Genomic DNA, 12,996 nt, shown 5'->3' on the forward strand with positions numbered 1-12,996 from the left:
GTGCCTTTTTCCGAAACTAACTATGTAAAATGTTAAGCTTATGACAATGTTCATTTGCGGGGGTACGATTATGTGTGTAATGTAGTAGTTTAGTTCAACGATTTGCTTTTTAAATTAAAACTATAATAACTCTCAAAACAAAATCTAAAATTTTAAAACTATGGCAGCTGCTGGTCAATCTCGTCCAATCGATCGTCTACTTAACATTTTGGTATCTGCTGCGGCGGTACCGGTATTATTAGGAGCACTTTTCAAAATCACCCACGCTCCGGGTGCGGATGTGTGGTTAAAAATTGGTCTTTACACTGAGGCTGCTATCTTCTTAGGATACGCTTTATTATATGTATTTGCTCCTCCTCCAGAAGGACATGCTGCTCCGGCTCCTGCTGCAGAAACTGGTAACCCTGCTTTAAAAAGCATGGACAAAATGTTACAAGAAGCTGATATTACTCCAGCTAACATGAAAAAATTAAGCGAAGGTTTCCAAAAATTGGGTGCTACAGTTGGTGGTATCACTGAAATTGGAGACGTTGTAAAATCTACAAGCGATTTTGGTGCAAAAACAAAAGAAGCTACAGCTGCTATTGGTTCTATGTCAACAGCATTTACCAACAGTGCTAATACAATGGCTTCATTCAACAATGCATCTGAAAGTGCAAGAGGTTTCCACGAACAAGTACAGGTATTAACTAAGAACTTAGGTTCATTGAATACTATTTATGAGTTGGAATTGAAAGAAAGCAATAACCACTTAAAAGCATTAAACGGATTCTACGGTAAAATGGCAGAAGCTAGTCAAGCTATGATGAGTAGTGTTGATGATGCTAACAAAGCAAAAGAACAAATCGGTGCTTTGGCTAATAACCTTGGTAAATTGAATGCAGTTTACGGTAACATGCTAAGTGCAATGCAAGGAAGATAATATTGTCAATTGGCTTTTGTCAATTTTCAAACAAGATTTAACAATTTTCAATTAACAATATCAAAATATTAACTAGTTATGGCTTTACCTAAAGAGCCCCGGCAGAAGATGATCAACTTGATGTACCTGGTATTAACAGCCTTGTTAGCCATGAACGTATCAAGTGAGATTCTTAATGCCTTTAAAGTGGTAGATAAAAGTTTGACTAATTCAAATACCAACCTTGACAAATCAAGTGCAACTTTATATGGTTCACTAAAAGAAAAGTTGGATGACCCTAAGTCTGCTGAAATGGCAAAAATCTGGCAACCAAAAGCAGAACAAGCTCATAAATTGGCAGACGATATGAATAAATATTTGGAAGATCTTAAAAAAGAACTTAAAAAAGAGGCCGGTTTACAAATGGTGGACGGGAAAGAAAGTTTTAAGGAAGATGATCTGGATGCAGCTACCCGTTTATTCGGTGATGGCGAACATGGCAAAAAGAAAGGGCCGGAATTACTTAAAAGATTGATCGATTTCAAAGCTGCTATTTTAGCAATTGATCCTGAGATCAAATTGGAATTTGAAAAAAAGCTTCCGGTAGAAACTGATCCTCCAACTGGACAAGACGGAACTAAAAAAGAATTTACTGAAGGTTATTTCCACATGGTACCAACTGTTGCGGCTTTAACTATTATCAGTAAATTTCAAAACAACATAAAAAATGCTGAAAACCAAGTTGCTACTTTTTGTCACGCTAAAATAGGTGAAGTAAAAGTTAGATTTGATAAATTCGGTGTTTTGGTTGGACAAAGTTCTAATTACCTGATGCCGGGTGATGAATTAGAAGTAACTGCAGGTGTTGGTGCGTATAGCTCTGCTGCTGCTCCTTCTGTTTCAATTGCCGGATCTACAGTTCCTGTAGTTGATGGTAAAGGTTCTTACAAAACAACTGCAAGCGGACAAGGCGAAAGATCTATTCCTGTAACAATCCGCTATAAAGATCAAAATGGTGTAGATCAGGTTGCTAACTCAGAAGTTAAATATACAGTAGGTGTACCGGGTGGTTCAGCTATCATGTTAGATAAGATGAATGTGTTTTACATAGGTGTTCCAAATCCTGTTACAATTTCATCCGGTTCAGGTTGGGATAAAACTTCTGTTTCAATGACAGGTGGTAGTATCACTTCAGGAACTTCTAACAGAATTGTAACTGTATCAACTCCTGGTAAAGCTACTATTACTGTAACAGCAAATGGTAAATCAACTCCATTTGAATTCAGAGTAAAAGAAATTCCTAACCCTGTATTTAAAGTTGGTCCGGGTGGTACAAGAATGTCTGCAGGTCAGTTCAAAAGTCAACAATTCTGTCGTGCAGAGTTAGAGAACTTCGATTTTGCTGCAAACTTCAGTGTTGTAAGTGCAACTGTGTACTTCTCAGGCGCTAATTTCAGTAACGTACAAACCACAACTTTAAATGGTAATAGCTTAGCGCCTTTGAGCAGCTATATGCAACGTTGTGGCCCGGGTTCTGCAATTACATTTGATAACGTAAAAGTACAAGGGCCGGACGGTAAACAACGTACGATCCAAGGTGTGGGTATTGTGTTATATTAATATTGAAATAAAATTCGTGCTATGAAGAAGCATTTTGTAAAATATCTTTTAATTTCCTTTGTTCTGTGCTTGTTTGTAAACATTGCATCAGCACAAAAGAAGAAAACTGTACGTTCGGGAACCAAACGTCCTAATACGTCCAGTACTAAAAAGACCAAAGGAAAAACTAAGACCAATATTGCCAAAACCGGTGGTATTGACTCTTTATCTATGCCGACTGCAGCAGTAACTGCTCCACCGCCGCCACCGCCGGCTCCGAAAATTGATAGCTTGCCTATTAAAAAGGTATTGCCATCTTTACGTAAAGACGAGGCTGTAGATACAAAAGAGATCAAAGACAGAATTCCTTTAGATTACGAACATTTACGTGTTGATGATGCGGTATATCGTCAGAAATTATGGAGAGAAATTGATGCTCGTGAAAAGATCAATCTTCCTTTCATGTATGCTGCTGACGAGAATAACGGTAATCAGCGTTTCATTTCAATTTTAATGAAAGCAATTCAGGACAGTGCTGTTACGGTTTTCAGTAATATAGATGATAGATTTACAACTCCAATGACAATAGCTCAAGTTGCTGAAGCAATATCAGGCGGTACGGAAGTAGTAGATATCTACGATTCTTTAGGAAATAAAATTGGAACAAAAGAAGTAGTAAGAGAAGTTAACCTGGATTCATTCTACAAATTCAGAATTAAAGAAGAAGTTGTTTTCGATAAAGAAGCTTCTCGTTTATTCTGGAGAATACTTGGAATTGCTCCTGTAAAGAATGTAATTACATCTGCAGGTGTTGCATTAGGTGAAACCGAATTATTTTGGGTGTACTATCCTGATATGAGACCGGTATTTGCTAAGTATGAAATTTACAACGGTAAAAACTTCGGTGCAAGAATGAGTTGGGAAGAATTGTTCGAAAGCCGTATGTTCAGCGGAAGAATTATTAAAAGCACAATTGACAATCCTTTTGATAAACAGTTTAAAGAAATGAAAGGACTTGCTGAAAATGGTGTATTTCAATTGCTGGAAGGCGAGCGTATTAAAGAGAAGATCTTTAATTACGAACAAGATCTTTGGAGTTACTAACTCTTGAACAGAATATTATTTGCAGCCCGTTCATTTATTTGAACGGGCTGTTTTTTTATTCAGGAGTTTTCTGATATAGGGGTCAGGACGTTTTTAAACTTTCAGAACCCTGAAAGAAATTTGATAAGATAGCTGCTTTTTGTTTTCCAACTGCTTCAATTAACTCTGCCTCACTTAATGCCTTGATCTTTTTTACAGATTTATATTTTTTCATCAATAGGGTGATGGTAGCTTTTCCGATGCCTTCTATGCCTTCCAATTCATTTTTAAAAACACCTTTACTACGCTGATTTCGATGAAATGTAATTACAAAACGATGCACTTCATCTCGTATTCTTCTTATCAATTTTAACCCTTCATTATCCCAGGGCAATTTTATAGATTCACTGTCTTCCGGAAAAAATATTTCTTCTTCATTTTTAGCAAGGCCAACAACTGTTGTTTTGCCCTTTAACCCGAGTTCCTTAATACTTTCCATTGCTGAACTTAATTGTCCTTTACCGCCATCAATGATAATTAACTGAGGTAGTTCCCTTTCTTCTTCCAAAAGCCTTTTATAATGCCTGTAAACAACTTCTTTCATGGTAGCAAAGTCATTGATGCCTTTTACCGTTTTTACATTGAATTTCCGATAATCCTTCTTGCTGGGCAATCCGTTTTTAAAACAAACCATTGCCGAAACAGGAAAGCTGCCTTGAAAATTTGAATTATCAAAACATTCAATGTGTGTAGGTATTTCGTTTAGATGAAGACCTGTTTGTATTTGCCGCAATATATCCGTTACTTCATCCGATGTTTTGTTTTCGGCATACAGAATTTTCTTTCTTCTCAGTTCATCTTTAAAATAGTTCACATTTTTTTCGGAGAGATCGAGTAGTTTTTTTTTGTCACCTGCCTTCGGTACTGTAATCGTGATATCTTTTTCCGGGTAGGCAATTGTAAATGGAACAATGATCTCTTTATTGGTACTGTTGAATACGTTTCTAATTTGGGCAATCGCAAATATCAAAACATCTTCAGGTGTTTCATCTAATTGCTTTTTTAGTGTTGTAGTTTTTGTTTGTACAATGGTACCATTATTAAGTGACAAATAGTTTACATATGCAGTATCATTTTCTTCCAAAATGCTGAATACATCAACATTGCCTATTTTATCATTTACAATGGTAGATCTTACCTTGTACTGATGCAGATAATTCAACCTGTTCTTTATTTGTTCAGCTTTTTCAAATTCCAACGCCTGCGCATGTTGTTGCATACTGTTTTTGTAGTATTGAATAACCGGTTGAAGGTTTCCTTTTAAAATGCTTCGAAGTCTGTCAATACCTTCAGCATAATCTTCTGTTGTTTGTAAACCTTCGCAAGGCCCTTTGCAATTTCCTAGATGATACTCCAAACAAACCTTGAACTTTTTTGCTGCTATATTTTTTTGTGTGAGATTTAGTTTGCAGGTACGCAGCAAAACATTTTGTTTTATAAATGCCAGTAACTCCTTTGCATTGTCAACAGAAGTGTATGGGCCAAAATATTCCGATCCGTCGTTAATTCTTTTTCGGGTAAAAAAAACTCTTGGAAATGGTTCATTCTTAACAACAATGTATGGGTATGTCTTGTCGTCTTTTAAATTAATATTAAATGGCGGTTGAAAATTTTTGATCAACGAATTCTCTAGTAGAAATGCATCCTGCTCATCATTTACAATTGTAAATTCTATCTTATGTATTCGTTTTACAAGCTCTTTTGTCTTGTTGTTATAGGTTTTGGAAAAGTAAGAACTGACTCTTTTTCTCAAACTTTTAGCCTTGCCTACATATAATAAAGTATTTTCAGCATCATAATATTTATAAATTCCGGGTTGCAACGGAATGCTGGCGGAGATAGCTGAAAATTCTTTTTGGGTCATAATTGTAGCATTGAGATGCGTTAGAAACTCCAGACAAACTTATCTTCTTTCACAAAACCTGTTTTAGCTTCGGGGTCAATTAGAACAATTTTAGCAAACTTATCTACCTGCCATGTTAATTGTTGAGTGTATGTTTTATCGGCTAATTTCAGCGATTTTACCATATACACCCTTGTTATTTTTTCTGTTTCAGGATTTACATAAATATCCCAATGCAATAAGTTCAATGAGTCGGGAAGTGCTTTTGTAGGGTCATGAGTGTATGTAAGAGAATTTATGCTTAGATCATTAAAGGAACTTTTTTGGTAAAATCCGGTAAGGTTTGTAGCTGTGATTTCGGGAGAGAAAAAAGGAGATAAAAAGCTTTTTAATTCTTCTTTTTTCATCCATACCGAATCTGTTTTTTCTTTTGTTATGCTATAATGGAGCGGTGTAATAGGTGTAGAATCTATTAGTGCCATTTGTCCTTTTAAAAAAGAGGTAAGCGGAAAGAAAGAGTCAATTTTGGGTTGCTCGGTATCTGTAGTTGTTATCGGATTTTTTTTATTTTGATTACAACTAATGATTGTAATAATAACGGCAAGTAAGAATGCTGATTTGATTTTCATTCTTCAAAATTAATAGGAAAGCTTGGGGAAAACAAAAAAGCCACTGCAGGGTACGAAGCAGCGGCCTTTAAATATTAACTACTATGAGATAATATATTAACGACATAGTAACCCTAAAATTGTGTTTTACCGGAAATTTATTTAACGAATTTTTAATGTAATATCTTACTCACGCCAAGCTTAACGCCATAATTGGCCAGATTCTCGTTAAATCTATTTGTTTTATCGTACGTAGATATCAACTGATAACGCAGTTGAGGACCCAATTGCCACGTAAGACCGTTAATTTTGTAGGTAATAAAAGTTTCAAATCCTGCATTTAAATTCCAGTTATTGATCGATGATGCATCAGTAATGTTATTATTATTGCCATTCATAATATAGGTTGGTTGTATGGTGGCACCCACATCCCAATGCAATCTGTCTTTCCCGAGTAATTTAAACTCAACGCCTACCGGCAATGAAACCTGATAAGTTTCACTACGGAAATTAACCGGGTACAAACCTGTTGTATTGGTAAGGCCGGAATTTTCAATTACTTGATTAGGTTGGCTTTGCTTAATGAGTGAATTGGTAGTAGTAGCACCACTTAAATAACCCAACGAATTATAGCTAATATAATTCAATTGAAGGCCGGTTGTTACTTTCAATTTCTTAAATAAAGCATATTTCATAGCAGCACCTACCTCCAATCCTACAGAAGGTTTATTAACCTCGTTAGTTGAAATATTATCTGACGCATTCGGATAAACAACCGATGGAGATGCATATACTTGCAAACCGAATTTACCGACAGTTTTTTTGTCAATCAACTTATCAACGGCAACAATGTTTTCTGTAAGTGTATTATCATCTACAGGAATTGTGCGTTTCGTTAAAGGAAGCAGTTTGGGCTCAATATTATCCGTAATATTATTAGTATTTTGTTCAGGCAGTATACTTATTCTGTTATCAGCGATACTCAAAAGTGCCACTTCAGTTGTATTTATACTTGCACGCTGTTTTGTATGATTGATTGCCCCACTGTTTTTTGCCAACTGTTGAACGGAATTACCAAAACCGGAATTTTTGCCGGCTAAACTTGTAACTGATTTTGTATGTAAAATATTTAGTTCAGTTGGGATTGTATTTTTTGATGATACAGACTTAATAGCACCTAACGAAACATTTGCGTCGATCGCTGTAATTGGTTTAGTTGTGTTTTTTTCAGAATTTGTATAGCCGATCAACAATAAAAGACCTATCAATACTATACTCATTGCCGTTGACGGCCAGCGGCGTCCGGGATGAATATTATTGTATATACTATGCCAAACCCTTGCAGATGGGTACATTCTAAACTCATCTGCCTTTTCACGAAGCATTCGTTCAAAACTATCATTAAACATATTTCTTTCCATCAGCAATGTATAGGTTTGTTAAGTAAGTTTATTTGGCAATAGCTGTTGTGTATTTTTTTTCTTTTGGCTTCGGTAAAATTTTTCTCTTTACAAGAATATCTTCCAGCATCACTTTTGCACGGGTGTATTGAGAACGACTGGTGCTTTCTTCAATATCAAGTAAATGGCCTATCTCCTTATGCGAATAGCCCTCAATTGCATAGAGGTTCAACACGGTTCTGTAACCAATCGGCAATAAACGAATGCATTCAATTACTTGTTTAGCATGTATGATAGACGAAACGCTTTCCTCTCTTACGTGTATATTACTTGCATGAGAAATATCAACACAGTCGGAAAATTTTTTATTTTTCTTTAGAACATTGATACAAGTGTGTACGATTATTCTACGTATCCAGCCTTCCAACGCACCTTCGTTTCTATATTGATGTATTTGAGAAAAGATTTTAATAAACCCCTCTTGTAGCATATCTTCTGCATCTTCTCTGTTTTTTGCAAAGCGATAGCAAACACCTAACATACGTGGGCTAAAACGTGTATAAAGCGCCTCTTGAGAAGAAGCATTATTATTAATACATCCGGCAAGCATCAGCTCTTCGGTCATAAAGAATATTTTATTGGACTATAAATATAGACAAAATAGTGCAATAAACCACCGTCTTCCGAAACTGTTAACATGTTTCCGGTAATTAATGATTTGTTAATTAATAATTTGTTAATCAGTAAATTATATATAAACGAGATTTATTTTTTCAATAAACTGTCGGCAGGGTATTTTGCCTTGATACTATCTCTTAATGAGGAGGCCCAGTTCATCAATAATTTTTTTTGAGCATCATCTAATTTTGCTTCACTATGCATTAGCGTGTAAGAAGATAAAGGCATTTCATTTTCTTTCACTTCATCTACGATCTCTTCTAGTTTTTTAAACTGTCTGTTTATTCTGTAAGATGTAAACTCGTTGAAATTAAGATGCTTTTTGCCATCTGTTACATGGTGATTGAGCCACCAGGCAACCGGCTGAAAATTTGAATACCATGGGTAGGTAGTATTATTGCTATGACAATCATAGCAACTTGTTTGCAGAATTTTTTTTACATCATTCGGAACAGGATATAACGTTGCAATATCATTTTTTAATACGTCAGATGCTTCGCTGATATTTTTTTCCGGACGAAAGAACTGAATAATTACAAATGCTGCTATCAAAAACAGAAGGATTTTTTTCATAAACAGAAAATTATATCAGGATATTACCACTCATTTCTTTTGGAATTGGTAAGTCCATCATTTTTAAAATACTCGGAGCAACGTCACCTAGTTTTCCGGGTTTTACTTCACCTCTCCATTCTTTGTCAATAACAAAGAAAGGAACAAGGTTGGTAGTATGTGCGGTATTAGGTGTACCATCTTCATTGATCTCATAATCGGCATTGCCATGATCTGCTAAAAGAAAAACAGCATAATCACTTTTTAATGCTGCTGTTACAACTTTTTCTACACATGCATCAACAGTTTCTACTGCTTTTATTACGGCTTCCCAAACACCTGTATGTCCCACCATGTCTGCATTTGCAAAATTCAGACAAATGAAATCCGCCGATCCTTTTTCTATTTCCGGAACAATAGCAGCAGTTACTTCATTGGCGCTCATTTCGGGTTGAAGATCGTATGTGGCAACTTTTGGAGAAGGTATCATGATCCTGCTTTCGCCTATAAAAGGTTTTTCTCTCCCACCACTGAAGAAAAAACTTACATGCGGATATTTTTCCGTCTCAGCAATACGTATCTGTGTTTTATTATTTTGTTCTAAAATTTCACCAAGTGTATTTTTCAGATCATCATTTTCGAACATTACGTTCACTTTTTTGAATGAGTGATCGTATTGAGTCATTGTAGTATAATGAAGCTCTAATGTTTTCATCCCAAAATCTGGCATATCTGTTTGCGTCAACACTTCTGTAATTTCTCTGCAACGATCTGTTCTGAAATTGAAAGCAAGCACAGCATCACCACTTTGTATTTTTGTATTTTCAATAGATGCGTTGATGATCGGTTTAATGAATTCATCTGTTGTACCTGCTTCGTAAGATTTTTTTACTGTATTCAACAGATCGTTAGTTTTCTCACCAATACCATTTACTAAACCGTCGTAAGCAAGTTTTACTCTTTCCCATCTCTTATCTCTATCCATTGCATAATATCTTCCGGTAATGGTAGCGATCTTTCCTGTAGAAAGATTCAAGTGATTATCAAGGTCGGTTAAATAACCCAACCCGCTTTTTGGATCTGTATCCCTGCCATCTGTAAAAGCATGTATGAGCAAGTTGTCAAATCCTTCGGCTTTACAAACATCTGCAATGGCTTTAATGTGATTGATATGTGAGTGTACGCCGCCATCGCTAACCAAGCCGATCAGGTGCAATGCTTTATTATTAGTTTTTGCATAGTTGATAGCCTCCAATAGTTTTTCATTTTTTTGAAACTCTCCACTACGAATTGCAACATTAATACGTTGTAATTCCTGATAAACAATTCTGCCGGCCCCTAAATTCAGGTGACCAACTTCGCTGTTGCCCATTTGGCCTTCGGGCAAGCCCACATCTTCGCCACAGGTAACAAGGGTGGTATTCGGGTATTGATTGTATAAAGAACTTACAAATGGTGTGTTGGCATTTTGTATGGCATCGCTACTTTTAATGGTACCAAGCCCCCAGCCATCCATAATAACTAGTATTGTTTTTTTCGATTTCATGGTGCAAAATTAACTTTTTTTGGCTCGTTTAAAGAAAGCTTCTTATCTTTTATGCAGAATTATGAACTTAAAATCACGGTTTTAACACAGCTTGGCACGTTTTTAGTAAAATAATTTAGTACGAAAACGATCTTTATGAAACGAATATTTACTTTTCTCTCTTTACTGATAATATTATCATCTTTTACCATTCTTTCCGGATTGGATGAAGTTGTAAACGCAATGAAAACCGGTAACTTCAACGTTATATCTAAATATTTTGATAATAACGTTGAAATAAGCATGCCGGATAAGACAAACAGCTATAGTAAGAGTCAGGCCGCCCTTGTATTAAAAGATTTTTTTACCACCAACAGTGTAAATGGCTTTGATATCATTCACAAGGGTGAAAATGCCGGGTCTCAATATTGTATTGGTACCTTGAAATCTAAAAACGGGGTTTATCGTACCACTATTTTTATGAAACAGAAAGCAGATGTGCAAGTGTTGCAAGAATTAAGATTTGAAAACAGGTGATCTAAATAGATATTCACATTCAGCCGACAGAGATATTCTGTCGGCTTTTTATTTTTTATAGATTTGCATACAATGAATTACGAGAAACAATTAAATGAGCTTATTGAGAATGCATTGGCAGAGGATATTGGAGATGGAGATCACTCCACCTTATCAAGTATTGATGCGACTGCAGCCGGCAAGGCTGTTTTGAAGATCAAGGAAGATGGTATTCTTGCAGGTGTAACAGTTGCCGAAAAAATATTTCGATATATGCAGCCTGACGTTATTTTTTCAGGGTTTAAAAAAGACGGCGAGCAAATGAAATATGGGGAGGTGGCATTTGAGGTGCAGGCTCGAATACATACTATTTTACAATGTGAAAGGTTAGTGCTTAATACCATGCAACGCATGAGCGGAATAGCTACTTTAACAAAAGTGTATACCGATAAATTAAAAGGCTACAAAACAAAACTGCTTGATACCAGAAAGACAACACCTAATTTCAGACTGCTGGAGAAAGAAGCGGTGAAGATTGGCGGTGGAGAAAATCATCGCTTTGGATTGTATGATATGATCATGTTGAAAGATAACCATATTGATTATTGCGGCGGCATAGAAAAGGCGATCGACAAAGCTTACGCTTATGTACAAACGAAAAAGAACGGATTAAAAATTGAAGTGGAGACAAGGTCGATAGAAGATGTGAAAAAGGTAATGTCTGTTGGAAAAATTGATCGTATTATGCTGGATAATTTTAAACCAGAGCAGATTGCGGAAGCTTTAAAAATTATTGGAGGAAGGTATGAAACCGAGGCCAGTGGCGGTATCAACCTAAATAATATTGAAGCGTATGCTGCAACTGGAGTGGATTATATCAGCAGTGGAGCGGTTATTCATCAGGCAAGAAGCTTGGATTTGAGTTTGAAAGCAGTGCCTCTGAAATGATGTGCTGATGTGCCAATATGCAAATGGGCAAATTGTTAGAGTGAAATGCTTAATATTTTTTAAATTATTGTAGGAATGGCAGCAAAAAAAATAAATTCTTTGGGAGGATTGGTTTATTCAACCGATCCGAATTTTAAACCTTCATCGGAGCAGGAAGAAGAGCAGGAAAGTTTATTGCCTGCTCAGCAAAAATTAAAAGTGAGGTTAGACACTAAACACAGAGCAGGTAAAGCAGTAACACTAATAGATAATTTTATTGGTACAACTGCTGATGCAGAAGAACTGGGTAAGAAACTGAAATCTTTTTGTGGTACAGGTGGTTCGGTGAAAGATGGTGAAATTATTGTGCAGGGAGATAACAGGGATAAAGTGTTACAATGGTTGTTGAAGAATGGGTATCAGCAAACCAGAAAGATTTAAATCGTTACTGGTTTAACACGTTGCCTACTTTATTACACAAACCATTAAACGACTTGAGCGTTAAATGTTCACTAAACTTTATGGCCCTGTTCCAAAATACTCAAAGCCCCACTGGGACATTTTTTAACTTGCTCTATAATTGTTTGCGTATCTGCCTGACTCATATCAATCCAGGGTTTTCTATTTGGATTAAAAACCTCAAACAACCCTCTGGCACATATTCCGGAATGGGTGCAAATGTCTGGTTTCCAAAGAACGGTTATTTCTCCGTTCGTATATTTCATTGATGATATAGGCATAACACAGTGTTTAACAAAATTGATTTTCAAAATTACGGAAAAGACAAGTTTTTTGAACTATTTTTACAGTAAACCTTCCTTTAAATGATCTCACAAATATCCGAAGGCATAAAAGTAAGCGTAGAAGTGTTCTATCAACCTGATTACAGTAATATTGTAAACAGCGAGTATATGTTTGCCTATAGGATAACGATCGTCAATAACAATGCTTATCCCGTAAAATTATTAAGAAGATGCTGGTACATTTATGACGCCAACGGAAGTATGAGAGAGGTTGAAGGAGAAGGTGTTATCGGTGTTCAACCACAGATCAATCCCGGAGAAAATTATCAGTATATAAGTGGTTGTAATTTGCGTACCGAAATGGGTAAAATGCATGGCACTTACACCATGGAAAATATCAGTAATCAGAAGCAATTCAGCGTTACCATTCCTGCCTTCGAAATGATGGTTCCTTTCAAAATGAATTAGGTGTTTTTCTTAACATATTTTGGCGTATCTTCACGCCTATTGGTTGAGACAATATCATCAATTTTCATTCATTTTCAACGAAATATCTCTTGT

The 12,996-nt window shown here is 36.0% G+C and carries 14 protein-coding genes; 7 read left to right on the top strand and 7 right to left on the bottom strand.

Annotation, left to right across the window (positions count from 1 at the left end):
- Positions 1 to 160: 160 nt before the first annotated feature.
- The 3 genes from gldL (at position 161) to gldN (ending at position 3,604) form a co-directional block, all read left to right on the top strand.
- Complete coding sequence (gldL, locus tag ACQ33O_RS05455) at positions 161 to 922, top strand: gliding motility protein GldL (protein WP_430994555.1); 762 nt, start codon at positions 161 to 163, stop codon at positions 920 to 922.
- 78 nt (positions 923 to 1,000) lie between these two features.
- Positions 1,001 to 2,521, top strand: a complete 1,521-nt coding sequence (gldM, locus tag ACQ33O_RS05460) for a gliding motility protein GldM (RefSeq protein ID WP_430994556.1) — start codon at positions 1,001 to 1,003, stop codon at positions 2,519 to 2,521.
- Positions 2,522 to 2,542: 21 nt separating this feature from the next.
- Positions 2,543 to 3,604 (top strand): gliding motility protein GldN, encoded by a 1,062-nt coding sequence (gene gldN / locus ACQ33O_RS05465; RefSeq protein ID WP_430994557.1) that lies wholly within the window; start codon positions 2,543 to 2,545, stop codon positions 3,602 to 3,604.
- Between the two features lie 82 nt (positions 3,605 to 3,686).
- On the opposite strand, the gene uvrC is transcribed toward gldN, so the two are convergent.
- The 6 genes from uvrC to gpmI all read right to left on the bottom strand — a co-directional run bounded on the left by uvrC (position 3,687) and on the right by gpmI (position 10,270).
- Positions 3,687 to 5,507: an excinuclease ABC subunit UvrC gene (gene uvrC, locus ACQ33O_RS05470; protein ID WP_430994558.1), complete on the bottom strand. Its 1,821-nt coding sequence runs from the start codon at positions 5,505 to 5,507 to the stop codon at positions 3,687 to 3,689.
- Between the two features lie 20 nt (positions 5,508 to 5,527).
- Positions 5,528 to 6,115 (bottom strand): hypothetical protein, encoded by a 588-nt coding sequence (locus tag ACQ33O_RS05475; protein WP_430994559.1) that lies wholly within the window; start codon positions 6,113 to 6,115, stop codon positions 5,528 to 5,530.
- Between the two features lie 152 nt (positions 6,116 to 6,267).
- Positions 6,268 to 7,515, bottom strand: a complete 1,248-nt coding sequence (locus tag ACQ33O_RS05480; protein WP_430994560.1) for a hypothetical protein — start codon at positions 7,513 to 7,515, stop codon at positions 6,268 to 6,270.
- A 28-nt stretch (positions 7,516 to 7,543) separates the two neighbouring features.
- A complete protein-coding gene (locus ACQ33O_RS05485; protein WP_430994561.1) occupies positions 7,544 to 8,119 on the bottom strand; it encodes an RNA polymerase sigma factor in 576 nt (191 codons plus the stop codon).
- Between the two features lie 140 nt (positions 8,120 to 8,259).
- The gene (locus tag ACQ33O_RS05490) at positions 8,260 to 8,745 is read right to left on the bottom strand and encodes a heme-binding domain-containing protein (RefSeq protein WP_430994562.1); all 486 of its coding nucleotides are present in this window, start codon (positions 8,743 to 8,745) and stop codon (positions 8,260 to 8,262) included.
- Positions 8,746 to 8,755: 10 nt separating this feature from the next.
- A complete protein-coding gene (gpmI, locus tag ACQ33O_RS05495) occupies positions 8,756 to 10,270 on the bottom strand; it encodes a 2,3-bisphosphoglycerate-independent phosphoglycerate mutase (protein WP_430994563.1) in 1,515 nt (504 codons plus the stop codon).
- Between the two features lie 135 nt (positions 10,271 to 10,405).
- On the opposite strand from gpmI, the gene ACQ33O_RS05500 reads away from it, so the two are divergent.
- The 3 genes from ACQ33O_RS05500 (at position 10,406) to ACQ33O_RS05510 (ending at position 12,133) form a co-directional block, all read left to right on the top strand.
- A complete protein-coding gene (locus ACQ33O_RS05500) occupies positions 10,406 to 10,786 on the top strand; it encodes a DUF4783 domain-containing protein (RefSeq protein ID WP_430994564.1) in 381 nt (126 codons plus the stop codon).
- Between the two features lie 72 nt (positions 10,787 to 10,858).
- Complete coding sequence (gene nadC, locus ACQ33O_RS05505) at positions 10,859 to 11,713, top strand: carboxylating nicotinate-nucleotide diphosphorylase (RefSeq protein ID WP_430994565.1); 855 nt, start codon at positions 10,859 to 10,861, stop codon at positions 11,711 to 11,713.
- A gap of 75 nt (positions 11,714 to 11,788) precedes the next feature.
- Positions 11,789 to 12,133 (top strand): translation initiation factor, encoded by a 345-nt coding sequence (locus tag ACQ33O_RS05510; RefSeq protein WP_430994566.1) that lies wholly within the window; start codon positions 11,789 to 11,791, stop codon positions 12,131 to 12,133.
- Between the two features lie 71 nt (positions 12,134 to 12,204).
- Here the strand turns inward: ACQ33O_RS05510 and ACQ33O_RS05515 are convergent, their stop codons facing one another.
- Positions 12,205 to 12,432, bottom strand: a complete 228-nt coding sequence (locus tag ACQ33O_RS05515; RefSeq protein ID WP_430994567.1) for a (4Fe-4S)-binding protein — start codon at positions 12,430 to 12,432, stop codon at positions 12,205 to 12,207.
- An 84-nt stretch (positions 12,433 to 12,516) separates the two neighbouring features.
- On the opposite strand from ACQ33O_RS05515, the gene apaG reads away from it, so the two are divergent.
- On the top strand, positions 12,517 to 12,903 hold the full coding sequence (gene apaG, locus ACQ33O_RS05520; protein ID WP_430994568.1) for a Co2+/Mg2+ efflux protein ApaG: 387 nt from the start codon (positions 12,517 to 12,519) through the stop codon (positions 12,901 to 12,903).
- The last annotated feature ends 93 nt before the right edge of the window (positions 12,904 to 12,996 follow it).

Origin of the sequence: Ferruginibacter sp. SUN002 (assembly GCF_050611725.1) — a bacterium.
Taxonomy (GTDB): Bacteria; Bacteroidota; Bacteroidia; order Chitinophagales; family Chitinophagaceae; genus Ferruginibacter.